At 68.2% G+C, this 17,887-nt stretch carries 18 protein-coding genes and 1 pseudogene; 14 read left to right on the top strand and 5 right to left on the bottom strand.

The window, feature by feature from the left end; all coding sequences use genetic code 11:
- Window positions 1-222 precede the first annotated feature (222 nt).
- Entirely contained in the window at window positions 223-1,248 is a 1,026-nt protein-coding gene (locus tag ABD352_RS12895) for a LacI family DNA-binding transcriptional regulator (RefSeq protein WP_344612591.1), read from the top strand.
- A 93-nt stretch (window positions 1,249-1,341) separates the two neighbouring features.
- Window positions 1,342-2,529, top strand: coding sequence for a LuxR C-terminal-related transcriptional regulator (locus tag ABD352_RS12890; RefSeq protein ID WP_344612533.1), 1,188 nt, complete (start codon window positions 1,342-1,344; stop codon window positions 2,527-2,529).
- A gap of 246 nt (window positions 2,530-2,775) precedes the next feature.
- Here ABD352_RS12890 and ABD352_RS12885 read toward each other — a convergent pair whose 3' ends face one another.
- Window positions 2,776-3,717, bottom strand: coding sequence for an alpha/beta hydrolase (locus tag ABD352_RS12885; protein ID WP_344612532.1), 942 nt, complete (start codon window positions 3,715-3,717; stop codon window positions 2,776-2,778).
- Window positions 3,718-3,942: 225 nt separating this feature from the next.
- Entirely contained in the window at window positions 3,943-4,908 is a 966-nt protein-coding gene (locus ABD352_RS12880) for an alpha/beta hydrolase (protein WP_344612531.1), read from the bottom strand.
- Between the two features lie 133 nt (window positions 4,909-5,041).
- Between ABD352_RS12880 and ABD352_RS12875 the strand changes: the two genes are divergently transcribed.
- Genes ABD352_RS12875 through ABD352_RS12855 form a run of 5 tightly spaced genes read left to right on the top strand, consistent with a single transcriptional unit; the run spans window position 5,042 to window position 9,070 of the window.
- Window positions 5,042-5,320, top strand: a complete 279-nt coding sequence (locus ABD352_RS12875; RefSeq protein WP_344612530.1) for a tyrosine-type recombinase/integrase — start codon at window positions 5,042-5,044, stop codon at window positions 5,318-5,320.
- A 33-nt stretch (window positions 5,321-5,353) separates the two neighbouring features.
- Window positions 5,354-5,686, top strand: coding sequence for a helix-turn-helix domain-containing protein (locus tag ABD352_RS12870; protein WP_344612529.1), 333 nt, complete (start codon window positions 5,354-5,356; stop codon window positions 5,684-5,686).
- Window positions 5,687-5,689: 3 nt separating this feature from the next.
- Window positions 5,690-6,601 (top strand): hypothetical protein, encoded by a 912-nt coding sequence (locus ABD352_RS12865; RefSeq protein ID WP_344612528.1) that lies wholly within the window; start codon window positions 5,690-5,692, stop codon window positions 6,599-6,601.
- Window positions 6,598-8,109, top strand: coding sequence for a hypothetical protein (locus ABD352_RS12860; RefSeq protein WP_344612527.1), 1,512 nt, complete (start codon window positions 6,598-6,600; stop codon window positions 8,107-8,109). Before ABD352_RS12865 ends, ABD352_RS12860 begins: the two co-directional genes overlap by 4 nt.
- Window positions 8,096-9,070, top strand: a complete 975-nt coding sequence (locus ABD352_RS12855; protein ID WP_344612526.1) for a nucleotidyltransferase domain-containing protein — start codon at window positions 8,096-8,098, stop codon at window positions 9,068-9,070. The genes ABD352_RS12860 and ABD352_RS12855 overlap by 14 nt, the downstream gene beginning before the upstream one ends.
- Here the strand turns inward: ABD352_RS12855 and ABD352_RS12850 are convergent.
- Window positions 9,054-9,431, bottom strand: a complete 378-nt coding sequence (locus ABD352_RS12850; RefSeq protein WP_344612525.1) for a hypothetical protein — start codon at window positions 9,429-9,431, stop codon at window positions 9,054-9,056. The two genes, ABD352_RS12855 and ABD352_RS12850, sit on opposite strands and share 17 nt — an antisense overlap.
- Window positions 9,432-9,692: 261 nt before the next feature.
- Between ABD352_RS12850 and ABD352_RS12845 the strand changes: the two genes are divergently transcribed.
- From ABD352_RS12845 to ABD352_RS12815, 7 genes are all read left to right on the top strand, one after another.
- On the top strand, window positions 9,693-10,553 hold the full coding sequence (locus tag ABD352_RS12845; RefSeq protein ID WP_344612524.1) for a phosphotransferase enzyme family protein: 861 nt from the start codon (window positions 9,693-9,695) through the stop codon (window positions 10,551-10,553).
- A gap of 797 nt (window positions 10,554-11,350) precedes the next feature.
- The gene (locus ABD352_RS12840) at window positions 11,351-11,806 is read left to right on the top strand and encodes a hypothetical protein (RefSeq protein ID WP_344612523.1); all 456 of its coding nucleotides are present in this window, start codon (window positions 11,351-11,353) and stop codon (window positions 11,804-11,806) included.
- Window positions 11,807-12,304: 498 nt separating this feature from the next.
- Window positions 12,305-12,514 carry a hypothetical protein gene (locus ABD352_RS12835; RefSeq protein ID WP_344612522.1) on the top strand — a complete coding sequence of 70 codons (210 nt, stop codon included), beginning with the start codon at window positions 12,305-12,307 and terminating at the stop codon, window positions 12,512-12,514.
- 442 nt (window positions 12,515-12,956) lie between these two features.
- Window positions 12,957-13,367, top strand: coding sequence for a GntR family transcriptional regulator (locus tag ABD352_RS12830; RefSeq protein ID WP_344612521.1), 411 nt, complete (start codon window positions 12,957-12,959; stop codon window positions 13,365-13,367).
- Complete coding sequence (locus ABD352_RS12825; RefSeq protein ID WP_344612520.1) at window positions 13,364-14,269, top strand: ABC transporter ATP-binding protein; 906 nt, start codon at window positions 13,364-13,366, stop codon at window positions 14,267-14,269. Before ABD352_RS12830 ends, ABD352_RS12825 begins: the two co-directional genes overlap by 4 nt.
- On the top strand, window positions 14,266-14,886 hold the full coding sequence (locus ABD352_RS12820; RefSeq protein ID WP_344612519.1) for an ABC-2 transporter permease: 621 nt from the start codon (window positions 14,266-14,268) through the stop codon (window positions 14,884-14,886). Before ABD352_RS12825 ends, ABD352_RS12820 begins: the two co-directional genes overlap by 4 nt.
- A 67-nt stretch (window positions 14,887-14,953) precedes the next feature.
- Complete coding sequence (locus ABD352_RS12815) at window positions 14,954-16,408, top strand: glycosyltransferase family 39 protein (RefSeq protein ID WP_344612518.1); 1,455 nt, start codon at window positions 14,954-14,956, stop codon at window positions 16,406-16,408.
- Window positions 16,409-16,818: 410 nt separating this feature from the next.
- Here ABD352_RS12815 and ABD352_RS12810 read toward each other — a convergent pair.
- Both ABD352_RS12810 and ABD352_RS12805 read right to left on the bottom strand, forming a co-directional pair.
- Window positions 16,819-17,525 (bottom strand): annotated as a pseudogene (locus ABD352_RS12810) (cation efflux transmembrane domain-containing protein).
- Between the two features lie 93 nt (window positions 17,526-17,618).
- Window positions 17,619-17,887, bottom strand: a 269-nt coding sequence (locus tag ABD352_RS12805; RefSeq protein ID WP_425553530.1) for an ArsR/SmtB family transcription factor, incomplete at its 5' end; no start/stop codon positions are given.

The following is a 17,887-nucleotide window of genomic DNA, read 5'->3' as shown; positions in this document are numbered from 1 at the left end:
GCACGATGACCGTGGTGTGCCCAAGAACACGGGCCGGCTGAGCGCGTGCGGTGGCCAGTTCCTGGCCGATGCGCAGGACGAGCAGATCTCTGGCGGCGCAGGGCTCTCGCGCAAGCGCTTGCCCGGGGGATAGCTTCCGAGCTGAGGCCCTCGCGCGTGGCCGTGATGCCGCGGCGGCTTCCACCGGGCCGGACAAAGGGGTAAGGGTTGCCAGTGACGACGATGGCGGAGGTGGCCAGGCTCGCGGGGGTGTCGACGACGACCGTGTCGCACGTACTGAACAAGACGCGGAGGGTCGCGCCCGAGACCGAGGAACTGGTCCGGCAGACGGTTGCCCGGACCGGGTACCGGCATAACCTCGCAGCGCGAGCTCTGGCCACTCAATCGACCGACACGATTGGTGTGGCCATGTCTGTGGCCACCAACCCGTACTTCGCCGAACTGTTCCGATGCATCGACCGGCTACTGAGGCGCGCCGGGTACACGATAGTCCTGGCCGACACCAACGACGACCCCGTGGTCGAGGTGGACGTCATCAACCACCTGCTGGCGCGCCGGGCCAGCGGGCTGATCGTGAACCCGCTCGAGGGCAATGCCGAACTCGTTGGCTGCCTGCGCGGGCTGCTGGATGACGGGTTTCCGCTGTTGCTGCTGGACCGGCGGTCAACGCTACCCGGCGACCAGGTCTACTCCGAGTGTGTGGACTCGACCTACCAACTGACGGCGCACCTGGCCACGCAGGGGCACCGGCGCATCGGCTTCGTGCAGGGCAACCTGACCACCATGTCCGCGCATGACCGGCTCGAAGGCTATCGCAAGGCCGTCGCCGAACTGGGCCTGGACGACGACCCGCGGCTGGTCATTGCCGGCGAGTCCGACGAGCGCATTGCCGAGCAGCGGGTCGTGGCGCACCTGGCGACTGCGGACGAACCGACCACCGCGCTGGTCGTGTCCAACAACCAGATGACGCTGGGCACCATGCGAGCCATCCGGCACCGCCAGCTGAAGGTGCCTCGCGACATCGCGTTGGTCTGCTACGACGACTTCGAGTGGGCCGACCTGTGCGACCCGCAGATCACGGCGATGGCCCAGGACGTGGACGCGCTCGCTGCGACTGCGGTGGATCTCCTGCTGGCCCGGATCGAGGCCCCGGACCGCCCACCGCAGGCTGTGACGGTACCGACGGAGTTCCACCACCGCGACTCGTGCGGCTGCGGGCGTCGTAGGCGCCAGGGGACGGCCCGGTGACCGCGACGGCGCCGACTGCCCGCCGCGGCGCGGCTCGACCCGCCAACCCCCGGTAGCTCAGATACAAACCGCGTACCTAGCGAGGCAGGGTGGATGTCTGTGGCTCACTCACCGCTGACGGACCGCGCGTTGCGTGCCATCGGCATGCTCGCGGCCAAGGGGCTGCCAACTCAGACGGTCGTTGAGGAGATCGTCCATCGGGTGGTGGAGGTGGTCCATGTCGAGGCGTTCTTCGTGGCCGCGACCGACCCCCTCAGCGGTCTGTGCCTCGGTGCCGGGATGGCCTACAACCTCTCTCGCGATCTGTGCCATCCCTACTGGGAGCATGAGCTGCAGGTGCCGGATTACAACAAGTTCGTCGACCTCGGACCTGGCCGTGCGGTGGCCGATTTGCGTGAGGCCACTGGAGGGAGGCTGTCACGCAGCCCCCGCTTCCGGGTGCTCAACCGGATTTGTGATCTCGAGGACGAACTTCGAGCCGTTTTCCATGCCGGCGGAAGGACCTGGGGGATCCTCCAGCTGAATCGCAAGTCGGGAGGTCGCCCGTTCAGCGCCGCTGAACGGACGTTTGTATCAAGCGTCGCGCCGCTGGCCGGCAAGGTGCTCCGGGCGGCCGCGCTCACCGAGCCGACAACGCCGATGCCCGATCGGATGCCGGGGATATTGGTACTGGGAGCAGACGGAAAGGTTCTCGATGCAACCACCGAGGCCCGGGCCTGGCTTGAGGACGTCGCCGCGGGCTGGCGCATCTATAACGACGGCCTTCTGCTCCACCCCGAACTGCTGAACCTCGCCCTGGCCGCGGGCGAGCAACGAGCCGGGCTGCCACGCCGGGCCAGATTGCGGACCAGATCCGGTCTGTGGTTGACAGCGCAGGTGTCGCCACTGACCGGCTCCGGCAACGTCGCCGTCATGGTTCAGCCCGCCAAGGCGTCCGAAATGGCACTCCTGCTCGCCAACGCGTACGGCCTCACCAGCCGGGAGATCCAAATCGCGCAGTTGATCTCCCGAGGCAGGAGCACAGACGAGATCGCGAAGAATCTGTGCCTTTCACCGCACACCATCCGTGACCACGTGAAGGCGATCTTGGACAAGGTCGACGTGACATCTCGCGGCGGCCTCACATCCAAGCTGTACTTCGAACAACACTTCCCACTCGTCGAGACCGCCGTCCTCGGCGCGCTGGACCGAGTTCGCGTCGCGGATTCGCCCACCGAGTACCGACGGCAGGCGGGGATAACTGCCAGCCGGCAATTATCCACCCGCCCTATCGTTTCCTGAGTACTGCCGCTGGACGAATCCGGCTTCGTCGACGATTGGCCCACCGTCGCGGTCACCCAGATTCTCGCAAGACCAGCCGTACATCGAGACCCGCGCTGACCACAGCGGACGCTCGACGAGCGTAAAGGCGACACACCTCAATGAGACACGCGCGGGTAGGGAACGTGGCGGTCATGCGCCCTCGCGTCCGCCAACACGCCAGTGCCGCGATCAACCCGGCGGTTGATCGCAGCGCCGGGCGACGGGTCAGACCGCGGCGGCCTTCTCGGCGCCGAGGTGGGCGCCGTAGAACTCGGTTAGCTTCTCGATGGCGGGGTCGACGTATTCGGGCTTGTCGTAGAGGTCGACGTGGCTGGCGCCCTCGACCCAGATGATCTCCTTGGGCCCGGTGATCCTCTGGAAAGCTTCGACGGCCATCCATGCGGTCACGGCCTCGCGGCCGACGATGAACAGCGTGGGCCGCTGGCCGATGAGGGGGATGTCGTAGAAGGCGTCGAAGGTGGCCATCCGGTCGACGCTGGTCCAGGTGAAGAACTTGGCCGAGCGCGGGTGGAACGCCCGAGGGCTGCAGTAGTAGCTGAAGCCGTCGGCGCCGTGGGCGCCTCCCATGGTTCGGGCCTCGTCCTCGGTTCGGGGGAAGATCGGGAAGGTTTGCTGGCTGTCCTCGCCGCGGGCAAGGGCGCTGCGGGCCGTTGCGGCGGCGTCGAGCATGGCCTGGAAGACCGAGGGGTCCTGCGTACCGTCGGCCCCGAAGCGGAACTGGCGCGCGATGTCGACCCCGCTGACGGTGGCGATGGCCTTGATCCGGTGATCAGAGGCGCTGGCGGTGAGGACGTAACCTCCCGACGCGCAGATCCCGAGGACGCCGATGCGGTCGGGGTCGACCTCCTCGCGGGTGGTGAGGTAGGAGACGGCAGCCTTGATGTCCTCGACGCGGTGGGCCGGGTCCTCCTGCCCGTGCGGTTCACCTCCGCTCTCGCCCTGGAATGCCGCGTCGAAGGCCAGCGTCACGTAGCCGCGTTCGCTGAGCAGGCGGGCGTAGAGCCCGGCGGCCTGCTCCTTGACACCGCTGCCCGGGTGGCTGACCACGAGGGCCGGGCGGGGGCTGTCGCTGGGCGTGCCGGGCAGATACAGGTGTCCTGCGAGTCTGATGCCGGCGCTGTCGAAGGTGACGTCGCTCCTGCTCATGTTTCGTGTCTCCATTCTGCTCCCGCGCTCGGCCGAGCCAAGACGCACATGGTCTGTTTGGCCTGAATAGCAAGCCCGAGGAAGTCGACCAGGACTGCCTGGAGCGCGTCAGACCCGCTCGGACGGCCCCAAGCCGTGCCGGAGCTCGCCGGCCGGCTCGGAGACTTGAACGTCGTTGTGGTCGGATATTGGCTGTTCCGCGCGATCGGTGGGCCGGGCCTCCGGCTACGCAAGGGCAGCGCGGAGATACTCGGTGGCCTGCACGATGGCCGCCGATGCGGCGTTGGTGGACCGCAGTGCGTTGAGCATCACGAAGTCATGGATGATGCCCTCGTAGCGGACGGCCGTGACATCGACGCCGGCTTCGCGAAGCTTGCGGCCATAGGCTTCGCCCTCGTCGCGCAGCACATCTGCCTCGGCGGTGATCACGAGCGCCTTGGGGAGTCCGGCGAGATCGTCGGTGGACGCCCGCAGCGGCGACGCCGTGACCTCGTTGCGCTGACTCTCGTCGGTCGTGTACTGATCCCAGAACCATTGCATGGCGTCACGGCGCAGGAAGTAGCCCTCGCCGAACCGATGATAGGAGTCGGTGTCGAATGCCGCGTCGGTGACTGGGTAGAAGAGCACTTGGGCTGCCAGCTTCGGCCCTAGGAGCTGCTTGGCCATGAGCGTGATCGCCGCGCTCATATTGCCGCCGACGGAGTCGCCGGCGACCGCGATCCTCGAACCGTCCAGCCGCTTGTCGGTGCCATGCTGTGCGATCCACTCGAGGACCGCGTAGATCTCGTTGATCGCCGTGGGATAGCGAGCTTCCGGGGACAGGCTGTAGTTGGCGAACACCACCGCCGCGCCGGTGCCTGCGGCGAGCTCACGGATGAGACGGTCGTGGGTGTGCGCGTTGCCGAAGACCCATCCGGCGCCATGTGTGTAGAGGATGACCGGCAGGTTGCCGTCGGCACCGACAGGGCGCAGGACCCGCACCGACACCTCACCCGACGGTCCACCCGGAACGGTCGTGTCTTCGACGGCCACCTCGGGCCGCTCGATGTCGCCGGACTGGACCTCATCCACGACCTTCCGGCCTTCGATCGGCCCAAGGTCGAACAGGTAGGGCGGGTTGGCTGTCGCCCGGGCGAACTCCTGCGCCGCCGGTTCAAGCGCAACGCCTGAGGTGGACGTGTCGTCGCGCATAGCAATCTCCATTCCTCGATGGCTGGCACGTCGAACGAGCGCTCATGCTCACGCTGTGCCGTGCCCGACTGGCGCCGGTTCGGTCGCCGAACCGGACCACATCGGTGTGTCCTTGGAAGCTTCCGATCCAGCGATGATCCACGTCAGCCCCCCGTACGAGTGGACACGCACCACGAAGGACCCCTCATTTGAGGGATTCGTTTCCTACCGTGATGCGCTTGGCCTGCCCAAAGAGCTGTCGCCGCACTCGCTGCGCCACTCCTATGTGACCCACCTGACCGAGGACGGCGTCGATCGCCGGTTCATCCAGGAGCAGGTCGGCCATCGCTGCGACACCTCGACGGCGGTCTACACCCATGTCAGCGGGGACTTCATGAACACCGCGCTGCGCAAGGCGCTGACCCCGGCTTGAACCAGGACTGGCTGAGCGGGGAAGGATGCGGCGATGACACGCAAACTCGACTACCGGTGGCATCTGCGGCAGGTGATGGCGGCCAAGGGCATGTTCTCCACCACTGACTTGATCCCGCTGCTGGCACAACGCGGCATCGACCTGTCGTCCAGCCAGGTCTATCGGCTCGTCGTCGAGCGCCCCGAACGGCTCAGTCTCAAGATCTTGATGGCGTTGCTGGACATCCTCGACTGCACGATGGAGGACCTCATCGAGCCGATCGCCGTTGCTGCACCGGCTCGCCGGAAGAAGGCCGCCGGCGGCGAGGAGGCCGGTCTCGGCGATCTGCGGCCGAAGCGAGCTCGCATCGCCCCGGTCAACGACTGACCCGTGCCCGTCTTCGCCCCGGCGGTGCTCGCCGATCCGCTCGACGTCATCGTCGGCCTCGTCACCGGTATCGACCCCTCGCTGGACGCCGTGACCGTCCAGAAGATCACCGAGGCCACCGCCTCGGGCCGGGCCAAGCGACGCAAGCTCGCACAGGCCCTGCTCGAAAGGCCGTCGCTGCTGGTCGACGGCCGCTCGCCGGCGCCACGAGCGGTCGGCGACCTGCTCATAGCCCTGCGCCGGGCCGGTTCCATCGCCGTGTCGGCACCCGTCTGCACCGAGTGCGGAGAACAGCTGCGCGCCCTGCAACGCCGCGGCGAGGACTGGTACTGCGGTGTCTGCGGCCCGATCCGGGAACCCTGCACCGGCTGCGGCAAGGTCCGACGGTTGCACTCCCGCGACCGGAACGGCCGGCCCCGATGCGTCGCCTGCCGACCCGACAGCCAGGACGCGACCGCCACGGTGGTCGGCATTGTCGCCCGCATCGACCCCGCTCTGCAGGCCGAAGTGGTCGCCGCCGCGGTCATCGCCGCGGTGAGCCAGCCCGGGCAACGCCAGCAGCTCGGCTGGGCGCTGCAGGACCGGCCCGACCTGTTGACCGGCGCAGGCGCCGAAGCACCCGTTCCGTCGGTGCTGCGCCTCATCGACCTGCTCTGCGGCGCGGGTTCCACGAAGGTCGTCCGGCCGCCCTGCCCGCACTGCGGACGCGTGCTGTCCCTGGTCAAACCCTGCGACGGGCTGCGCCTTTGCCGCAACTGCGTCGCCAAATCCCGAGCCGAGACCTGCGCCGGCCGCGGGGTCATCCGGGAAGCCGCCACCCGCGGCGAACACGGCGAACCGCTGTGTCCGCGCTGCCTGATCACCGACCCCGCCAACCAGGAAATCTGCCTCGACTGCGGCCGCCACCGGCCGTGAGCATCCGCACCCCGGACGGGCCGATCTGCCCATCCTGCCGAACCGAACCCGTGTTGAACTGCGCCATCTGCGCACACACCGCACCCTGCGCGATCAACCAGGCAACCGGTGCACCATGGTGCAAGGCATGCCGGCAGTGGTGGGCGCGTTGCAGCCGCTGCGACCAGGTCCGCGGCGGCACCCGCGGCCAGCCTCTCTGCGCCACCTGCACTCGACCGGGGCCCGGTTTCTGGCGCAGTTGCCCAGGCTGTGGTCTGGAAGGCCAGTTCGGCGCCGGGCCATGCACCCGTTGCAACATCGACGCCCGGCTGCGCGAGCTCCTCGACGACGGCACCGGGAGCATCCGGCCCGAGCTGACGTCGCTGCACCACTACCTGCTGCACGCCGAACAGCCCGACACCGTGTTGTCCTGGCTGGCCAAGAACTCCGGCGCCGCCATTCTGCGCCAGCTCGCCGCCGCCGACCGCGCGCTCACCCACGAAGCGCTCGACGGACTGCCGGACACCAAGCCGCTCAAACATCTGCGTGCGATCCTCGTCGCCACCGGCGCCCTGCTCGCCCGCGACGAACACATGGCCACGCTGGAACAGACGGTCGCCCGCACTATCGGTCGGCGCGACAACCCCGACGAGCAGCGCCTCCTGCGTCGCTACGCGATCTGGTACATGCTGCGCCGCCTTCGCAGCCGCAACCGTGGTGCCGAGACGACCTCGATCCAGGCCGCGAACCTGATGCGGCATCTGCGAGGCGCGCTGCAACTGCTCGACTGGCTTACCGAGCGCGGACTCACCCTGCGAACGGCTCGTCAGGGCGATCTCGACAGATGGCTGACCAGCGACGGAGCCAACCTGCATCGAGAGGTGGGGCACTTCATTCGCTGGGCCAGGTCCCAGAAGCTCACCGACCTCGAGCTCCCCGCCGTCAAGTGGGCCGGTCCCCAGCAGGCCATCGACACCGAAACACGCTGGGAGCACGCCCGCCGGCTCCTGCACGACGACACGCTCAAACCTGAGGACCGGGTCGCCGGGCTGTTCGTCCTGCTCTACGCTCAATGGCCCGCGGCCATCTGCCGACTCACCACCGACCACGTCACCACCGACGGCCAAACGGTCCGGCTGCTCCTCGGCGACGAGCCTGTCGAACTACCTGAACCGCTCGCCGGTCTCGCCCTGCAACTCGTCGCCACCCGCCGCGACCATGCCCGGCTCGGTGACCAAGGCACCTCTCAATGGCTGTTCCCCGGAGGCCAACCCGAGCGACACGTCAGCTCTTCCCGCCTCACTGCACGACTCCGCCAACTCGGGCTGCGGCCCGGACAAGACCGATCCGCCGCGCTGTTCCACCTCAGCACCGAACTCCCGGCGGCTCTCCTCGCCTGCATGCTCGGCATTCACATCACCGTCGCGGTCGCCTGGCAACGCGCCAGCGCCGGCGACTGGACCACCTACGCCGCCCACGTCAGCCGCCGTCCCAACAGACAAGGAGCCCAACCCGGTGAAGCCCACTGACCGGTGGAAACAGCTGCTCGACGAACGACTCCACGAAGCCATCACCGTGCTCGGGCAAACCCCGGGCGTCCACGGACTCATCGTCGCCGGCAGCGTCGGGCGCGGGGAGCCCTGGCCCATGTCCGACATCGACCTGCTCCCCATCTACGACGACTCCACCGATCCGGCAGCATCCGCAGCCCAGCTCGACCAGCGCCGCGCCGCACTCGTCGATTGGTGGACCGGATCCGGCCGCGCCCAAGCGCTCGACGTCGGCTGGCTGGCCTTCACCACCACCGAGATCCGCGACGCGGTCGCCGCCGGGCCCGACCACGCAGTCGCCCGCATTGCCGAACCGCGCTGGTTCCACGGCATCGACAAGGCATACGGCGGGCACGCCGCCGACCCTGAGGACGAGCTCGGCAACACGTTCGCCACGTGGATACGAACCGTCCGGTTCCACCCCACGGTCGTCGCCGCGCGCATCAACATCTGGCGTCAGCACGCCACCGATGCCCTCGCCGAAGCGATCCAAGCCCAAACCGAAGACCCCGCCAATGCCACGCACCTGCTGCGTGTCTCCGCTCGCGCGCTGCGCCTGGTCCTCATCGAACGGTGGGGTGAACGACTCGGCTCCCTGGGCCGGGAATGGACCCGGTTCGAACGCATGGCAGAACGCCACGGCCAACCGGCTCTCGCCGCCCGGATCGCCGCCTTGGCCGCCGCTGACCCGGCGGCCGCGGAGCAACGCGCCGAACTCGCCCCAGCATGGCTGCAGGAACGTATCGACCTGTCCTACGCCGCCCGCATCACGGTCGGTGAGGACGTCAGCTGGGCCGAGAACGCCCGCGACCAGATCGCCGCCTTCACCGACCTCGTCTCCCGACGACCCCACTTCCGCGGACCCTGGACCGGCGCACCCGACCCCGCCCTCGACGCCCACCTGGCCGAACTCCGCGAACTGATCACCCAACACGGCTGATCCACAGCGCGGGAAGGCGGGAAGGCATTCGGACAGTTGCGATATCCGACGTCGCCAGAGAGAGGCGATCTACCCCGAGGACGTGATCGCGCATCACCGGGCCTTCATCGCCCGCCGCCGCGCCGAGCGACCCAGCGAGGAATACCGTGAGCTCACCGCCGCGGAATGGGACCAGTTCCTCGCGCACTTCGAGTTGCGGAAGGTCGCTCTCGGAACCTGCGGTCGCGACCACGGAACGCCTTGCCAGCACGAAAATGCGTGTGTCAGATGCCCACTCCTTCGGGTTGACCCAGCTCAGCTGCCGCGGCTGGAGGAAATCCATGCCAATCTCGCCGACCGGCTCCAGGAGGCCAAACAGCAAGGCTGGATGGGCGAGGTCGCCGCGATCGAGACGACCATGGCGGCCGAGGTGGCGATGAAGGACCCCGGCCGCCCAGGCGCCGATCCTCGCATCTCCCGGCAGTCATTCACTTTTCGCCGTCGTCTGAGGTGCTGCAGCCCGCCGGTGCGTGGCCGCAATCGCTGTGGGCACGGGCTGGTCGTGCAGATCCACGGCCACTCGAGCCGATACTCGCAAAAGATGTCGACTGGCAGGACTCGGCAGCGGTAGCATCCTGGTTCGATGTGGAGCGGAGCAACCCCGCCGACGACGACTCAGGTCCGCGACGCCTTCGGTGTCGAGGTGGGCGAGCTGCGGCCCCACCCGGGCGGGTTCGAAGCGGATGCGTTCACGGACGGGCGCTGGTTCGTGAAACTCTGGCGTCAGCAGCCCGACAGCGACGCCGCACTTGCGCTGACCGCTGAGCTGGCGGCTCGGGGCATCCCCGTTCCTGCGGCGCAGCGAGCGCTCGACGGCTCGTACACCTCCGAGCACCATGGCCGGCGCTACGCGCTGTTCCCGTTCGTCGACGGCCGCCAGGCAACGTGGAACGACGCCGACGCGATCGCGCGGGCGATGCGCGCCGTGCACGAGATCGCCGACCTCGTCCTACCCCGCACCGATATGGACGAGTGGTGCATCGAGGTGCTGCGCGACCGGCACGACCACCCGTGGATCGTCGACCGCCGCGACGAGGTCATGGCCAACGTCGACCGCCTCGAAGCGGTGATCGAACGGGCCCGCGCGATCGACGTGCCCCACATCGTGTGCCACCACGACCTGTTCCCTCACAACGTCCTCGTCGACCGCGACGGTCGCGTCGCGACGCTGCTCGACTGGGGTCAGACGATGCTGGCACCGCGCGAGCACGACCTGTTCGCCGCCCTGTGCGGACCCGACCCTGTGCGCTTCCTGCACGCCTACGGCGCGCAACGACTCGACCTCACCCACCTCGAGTACGCCCGGCTCGCCCGCTCGCTGCACGACCTTGCAGCTCGCATCTACAACGAGGTCGACCTGGACGGCGTCAACACGTGGGGTTTCGACCTGCTGCGCCGAGTGGACGCCGACCTCGCGCTCGCCCGACCATTTTGCGACCGCTGAGGCCGCCCGATACGCCGATCGACGAGATTACGGCGCGACCGACGCCGGATCACGTCGATCCGCGCTTCAGCGTCGGGACGGACTCCATCGCCTCGGCCAGCCGACCAAGCTTGCTTGCGGGGAGGTGTGTGGTCGACGACGCATGCTAGCGGTAGTTCGTTGACTTCAGGGTGGTAGGTAGAGGTCGATGCCGTGGCCGCGGGCGAGGGCGTCGAGGAGTTGTTGGAGTTCAGTGGGCGGGGGCTTGTCGGACCAGGCGTTCCACCAGCGTTGCAGGCGCAGCCAGGGGGGTCAGCCAGGCACGCACTGCGCGGAGCGTCTTGGGCCAGCACGGGTGTGGTGCTGGCTGCGGCGGTGGAGGGCCCCCTCTCTGCGGACGCGTCGGGTGACGGGTCCGCGCTCGGTTCTCTGGGAGTGTCGATTGTGGACGGTTGATCGGTGTCGTGGTCGAACCAGGCCTTCCAGCAGAACGAGAATGCGCAGTGGACCAGGGTCTGGTGTCGCCCGATCGCGACGGCGGAGCGGACCTGGAAGTCGGCCCAGCCGAGCTCGTCCTTGACCTGCTTGTAGCTCTGCTCGATCCAGTTCCGCATCCCGTATAGCCGCACCACCTCGGCCAGACCCGCGGCATCGTGCCGGCTTTCGGGTGTGTCATGGGGGCCGCCGGGGCGGGGCAGGTTGGTCGCCAGGTTCACCAACCCGACCAGCCGCCTGCGGCCCGGACACGCTCCCCGCACCGTGCTGCTACCCTGACCGAGCAGGACTACCGGGATCTGAGCGCAGCCTGCACCAGCCCGATGCACGACCTGGTGCTCGCCCTCGCCGGGGTGCACGCGGCCAGTCCCCACCAGATCCGGCACCTGCTGCTCGAGGACATCGACGTCGGCAACCGCCGGTTGCTGATCGGCACGGTGGAACGCCACCTCGACGGCTACACCATGCGCGCGCTCGACGCATGGCTGCGGCACCGCCGCGAACGATGGCCCTACGCGATGAACCGGCACCTGCTCATCAGCAACTACACCGCCCGCACGTCCGGACCGATCAGCAGCTACACCCTCACGCACCTGTTCGGGCCCCCGCTTCCGGCTGTGGACCGGGTTCGCCGGGACCGGCAACTCGAAGAAGCCCTCAGCCATGGGCCCGACCCCCTGCACCTGGCCATCATGTTCGGCATCAGCGGGACCACCGCCGCGTTCTACGCCGACAGCGCCCGGCAACTACTCGAGCAAGCGACCACGCCGCCGTCGTGATGACCGGGCTACGGCAGGCGGCGGCCTCAACGCATCTCAGCCGTGGGTCAAGCAGCCGACACCGGGAAGGAACCAGCCGGCGTGTCGGCGTACACGTTGCAGTGCAGAGACCCGTACGCCACCGCATGCACAGCCGCCATCGACATCCGGTTCGGGGTTGAAGGCAACGACCCCATCCTCAGTTCGTTCCGCGCGCCCAACCCAGATGGCGTCTTCGAAACGATCGGCGCCCCAATGCCGTAGACGAACCACGCAGGCTGGGCTCTCGATGTTGCAGCCACGTGCCCGTCGGAGCCGACGGCCCCAGGTCCCTACCGGATGAGCTTGGTTCGCAGGTTTCGCCAGCACAGTGGTGAGCGGCGGTGACCCGTATCGGCGTGGCCCCGCCAAACGCACGCTTCTTGCCGCGATTGGGAAGGCGACCGACAGGGCCTCGGTGGGCTGCTCCTCATCAAATGGTTCGTCGCTCCAGCGCCGCCACGCAGTATCCCCGTCGACATGCAAGAGGAACTCGGGGACTTCGCCGGCATGGGGGTAGCGGAGGGTGAGGGCCGCTCGTATGGCGGCGTAAGCGGCCTCCCAGGCGTCCACATCGTCGTCGACTCGATCGAGCAGTCGCAGTTCCTCGGCGAACAAAAGCCCAACGTCCTCGAACGCCGTTTGTGCGCGGACTTGAGCTTCGAGCCGAGGGAAGTCGCTGCCAATTGAAGACGAGGTCGGCGAGCCCGCTCATCGCCGCGGTACAACGACCAGACATCGCCATCAGACGGGCGGCGCGACGGGTATGAACACGCCACTATCTGGCGCATCCCCACGAGGTGAACCGCAGCCGACACCACGCCCGGAGGTCGCGGGGTGATGATCGAGAACACGTGACGATGCGTAGCGCGCGGTCCATGGGTCCGATGTGGACAGTGTCATCCCGGAGGGCATACGAGGCTGCCAGGGCTTGGTGAGGCGCTGTCGCAGGGATGACTGTGTCATGACCTTCCGACGCGCCGTCTTGTCAGGCCACCGCAGCAGTGCCCCGGCTTGGCCGATACCCGACATGGCACTCTGCCCGCGCTGGGCCTGCAATTCCGCTTGTGTAACTACCGTGCTGACTGTATATAGTGTATATGTACAGGCGAAGGAGGGACGGAGGGCTCTCGTGCGGGTGGTGTTGTCCAACAGCGCTGGCGTGCCGCTCTATCAGCAGATCAAGGAGCAGGTCGGTACGGCCATCCTGTCAGGGGAACTCGCTGAGGGCAGCGCTCTGCCCTCCGTGCGGGCACTTGCTCGTGATCTGCGGATCAGCATCATCACCACCACCCGCGCCTACGCGGAGCTGGCCGGCGAGGGGTTCATCGCAACGGTCCCCGGCAAGGGCGCCTACGTCCTGCCGCTGGACTCGGCGCTCGTACGCGAGCAGCTGCTGCGCCGGGTGGAGGACGGCCTGCAGACCGCTCTGGACGCCGCCCTTCGGGCCGGCCTCGACCGTGAGGATCTCATCCAGATCCTGGACGGATTAATACAGGCCGAGCATGAGTACGCGTCAGCTCAGGAGGGGATGAGTCGGTGACCGGCGATCTCGCGTTCGCCCTACGTGGCGTGGGCTGCGTGGTGGGCAACGGCTTCGCGTTGCGTGATGTGAGCTTCGAGCTGCCGACCGGCTATGTCATGGGTCTGATCGGTGCGAATGGGGCCGGCAAGACGACGACGATCCGTTGCCTGCTGGGCATGCGCGGGATCGAGACCGGCGATATCGAGCTGCTGGGCCACCGGGTGCCCGGACCGGTCGCGCTCCGCCAGGACGTCGGGGTGGTGCTCGACCACACCTATCTCGTGGGCGACTGGCGGCTTTCCGAGGTCGAGCGGACGCTGCGGCCCTTCTACGACCGGTGGGACGCCGTCCGCTATCGACAGTTGCTCGAGGAGTTCGGCCTGGATCTGCGGGCGAAGGTCAAGGACCTGTCCCGCGGTATGGCGATGAAGCTGATGATCGCCGTGGCGCTGTCGCATCGGGCGCGGCTGCTCGTCTTCGATGAGCCGACCAGTGGCCTTGACCCCGTGGCCCGCGATGAGCTCGTCGGTATCATCGGGGACTTCCTGCTCGACGAGGGGCACAGCGTCCTGTTCTCGACGCACATCACCGCCGACCTGGATCGCATCGGCGATTACGTGACGCTCATTCATGGCGGTCGCATCGTCCGAACCGGCAGCAAGGACGAGATCCTGGATGCTTACCGGGTTGTGCGGGGCGGGCCCCACGATCTGAGGGACCTTGTCGGCGTCGAGCTGATCGGCGTCAAGGAGTCATCGAGCGGGGCGCAGGCTCTGGTCCGCACCGAAGAGGCCGACTTTCTCGGCGGGGGCGTCCTCGTTGAGGTTCCCACACTGGAGGAGATCGCCGTCCACATCGGATTGTCGTCAAGGAAGCCAGCGGGAGGAGTGCCCAACGGCCGGCACGAGGAGTGCGCATGACCGCCGTCGCCCGCATGACCGTGCTCCACCTGCGCACCGTTGCGCCGTACCGGACGCAGGGCCTACTCGTGTTCGGCGTGATCGTCCTGATTGATTCCCGCAGCTTGGTAGGTCTCCTACCGGCGCTCGCGCTGCTGCTCGCCCCGTTGGTCGCCGCACAGCCGTTCCTGGTCGCCGACAAGGCGGACCTGCAGACGCTGTACGCCGTCCTGCCCCTGTCTCGCCGCACGGTGCTGCTCGGGCATTACGCCTGGGCCCTGATGAGCTTTTTCGCCATCGTCATCACGGGTACAGCCCTGGCCGCTCTCCTCGCGCAGGCCCAGCACATGGCGTTCGGCGGTCGTAGCCTGGCAACGCTGCTGACGCTGTCCTGGGCGCTGTTCGCCGTCAACATCTCGATCCAGCTCCCATTGCTGATCCGATTCGGATACACCCGCATCAGCGTCCTGGCCACCACCGTGCCGCTGGCGCTGGTCATGCTGGCCGTCATTCGGGTCCACCTGGACCTCGAGTCGATCCAGGACTGGCTGCCACTCTTCTGGGCGGCCGGCGCGGCCGCGATAGCGACGTCCGCTGCCCTGGCGTCGTGTGCTTCGAGCCAACTGCAGCGCTCCTGAGATGGCACTGCCGCCGGACGCACACATGTCCTCGTTCCAGCATCCAAGGGGTTCCCGATGGTGGCCGGTGCCATGGCCGGTGTGGCTGGTGGCCGGGCTGATGGTCGCCGGGTTGGTCAGCCTGTCGCGGGCCTATGGCTTCCATGGCGACGAGATGTACTTCGTGGTGGCCGGGCAGCATCCCGCGTTCGGGTATGTGGATCAGCCGCCGCTGACGCCGTTGCTGTCGGCGGCGTCGGTCGCGGTCTTGGGGGTCTCGCCCACGGCGGTGCGGATCCTGCCGGCGCTGGAGATGGCCCTGGTCGTGATCATCGTGGGGTTCATCGCCCGTGATCTGGGTGGCTCACGCCGGGCGCAGGTGCTGGCCGCGGTGACGGCCGGCGTCTCGGGGTATCTCGCCGCCGGGCATCTCGACACCACCACCGAGCCGGACCTGCTGATCTGGGCGGCGGTGATGTGGTTGCTGGTGCGGGTGCTCGCCGGTGGGGACCGGCGGCTGTGGGTGGCGGTGGGGGTGAGCGCGGGCATCGGGCTGGAGAACAAGGACACGCTGCTGTTCCTCGCCGCGGGGCTCACCGTCGGGGTACTGCTGTGCCGGCGCTGGGAAGTCGTCCGCTCGTCGTGGGTGTGGGCCGCGGTCGTGATCGCGGCCGTGATGTGGGCGCCGAACCTGGCGTGGCAGGCCGTGCACGGCTGGCCGCAGCTGACGATGGCCTCGCAGATCGCCGGGTACGCGGCGACGAACCGGGCCCAGGTCCTACCGTTCCTATGGCTGTTCTGCGGTCCCTTGCTGTTCCCGGTCTGCATCGCGGGCCTGGTCTGGGTGCTGGGGTCGCGGGCGGCCGCGCCGTGGCGACCGCTCGGGCTCGCCGCCCTCGTGGCCATGGCCCTGGACCTCGTCAGTGGCGGCAAGGCGTACTACGTGATCGGCAGCGTCTCGCTGTTCATAGCGGCTGGCGGGATCGTCCTGGACGGGTGGATCGCCCGGGGCCATCGACGGCTCAAGACCGGGGGGTTCGCCGCAGCGGCCGTCGCCTCCGGCGGGCTGATCGCGATCCTGACCCTGCCGGTCCTGCCGGTCGCCGATTACGCCAAGACCACCCTGCCGGCCACGGTGCCCGACGTGGCCAACCAGATCGGCTGGCCACAGTTCGTCGCGACCGTCGAACAGATCGTGGCCGGGCTACCCCCGGCGCAGCGCGACCATGCGGTGATCCTGAGCAATGACTACAGCGAGGCCAGCCCGCTCATCCTCCTCGGCAAGGGACTGCCGCCGGTCTACTCCGGTCACAATTCCTACTGGACCTGGGGACCCCCACCCGCCGAGCGCACTGTCGTGGTCCACGTCGGGGATTGGCGACCGACCAACTGGGCCCGGTACTTCACCGGCTGCCGGGATGTCGCCCATATCGACAACCGGCTTGGAATCGACAACAGTGAACAGGGCGTCCCGGTCACGGTGTGCACCGGCATCAGCGCCCCATGGACGACGATCTGGCCTGCTCTCCGCACCGTCAGCTGACCCAGCAAGCCCGCGCTCACTACCGCTCGGCAGGTCGGCTCGGCAAGGAAAGCGCCAAGCACAACATCCGGAATGCCGCGACCCGGGCGCCGGCCCGCCCCACCGGTAACTCAGGGTGAGTAGCGGAAGCGAATCGCCGAGCCGGCGATCGTCGCAGGACCGGGAGTACTCCGCGTCCTCGGCCTATGCACATTCGGCGTACTTGACTCTGCACCCGGAACCCGTACGCCGACACGGCGTGTGCCGCGTACTCCCGATACGCCGGCCTGTGGGGTGCCCAGCAGGTAAGGCTCCTCGACCGCGCGGACCTGAATCTGCACCTGTCGCCCGCCATTGCGCGATCGATCGCCAGCCGAATGCGGTGGCCAGCGCGAGCAGCAACATCACCAACGCGGTCACGGCAGCGGCGGTCATCGGCGCGCCCCACCAGAACAGCAACCGTCGGTGCAGCCCGGACCGCAGCCGTCCGGTTCGGCGCCGCCGGCCGGCAGGGCGCAGTCCTCGCAATGCTCCCCGCGCCACGCCTCAACACCTTCACGGACCGCGACCGCGGCGATGGCCAGGGCGGCAACCGGATCCGCCCACCACCAACCGACGGTGGCGTTGAGCAGCAGACCCACCAGCACGATCACGGACAGGTAGGTACACAGCATCGTCTGCATGCTGTCGGCCACGACCGTTGCCGAGCCGAGCTCCCGGCCGGTCCGCCGTTTCGCCCACACCAGCAACGGCATGACCCCCACAGACACCGTGGCGATACCGATGCCGACCGGCGAAGCGTCCGGCCGCTCCGCTCCGCACCGACCAATGCGGTGACCGCGTCGAAGCTGATCCACACCGCGAGAGCGAAGAACGACACCGCGATACCGCGCAGCGCCAGCCGCTCCCGGGCCTCGGGAACACGCGACCGGAACTGCCAAATCACCACCAGCGCGCTGGAAACCTCGACGAAAGAGTCCAGACCGAAACCGAGCAACGCCGTCGACGACGCCGCAGCGCCCGCAGCGACCGCGACGACCCCTTCGACAAGGTTGTAGCCAGCCGTCGCGTACGCCAGGTGCAGGCTGCGCCGGCTCAGCAGGCGCCGCCGTTCGGCGGTCAAGCCCGCAGTGGACATCAGCGTGCCTCCCTCAGGCGAACCGTGTGGTGTTCCTGCCGGCCGCTGGCAGCCCGCGCTCCCGGCCGCGCCCGCCGCCACCGTGGCCGGCACTCACGCGCTGAGCTCCTGCTCGCCATGCCCATAGACCGGGCACAGATCCACCGCGTTGCCGGTCGCCGCGAGCAACTCCTCGGCCGAACCCAGCAACGTCAACAGCTGCGGATGCGTCAACCGATACAGCATCTGCCGACCCACCGCCCGACCCTCGACCAGGCCGCAGTCGCGAAGGCACGCGACGTGCGCACGCGGTGACCTCGACTCGTTCGGGCAGTCGCCGGTCGATGTCCCGCTCTGGTGATCTCGACGAGTTTGGCGCGGCC

Source organism: Dactylosporangium salmoneum, assembly GCF_039532525.1.
Taxonomy (GTDB): domain Bacteria; phylum Actinomycetota; class Actinomycetes; order Mycobacteriales; family Micromonosporaceae; genus Dactylosporangium; species Dactylosporangium salmoneum.
Note: the sequence above shows the minus strand (reverse complement) of the source record. Positions and strands in the feature narration are given on the sequence as shown.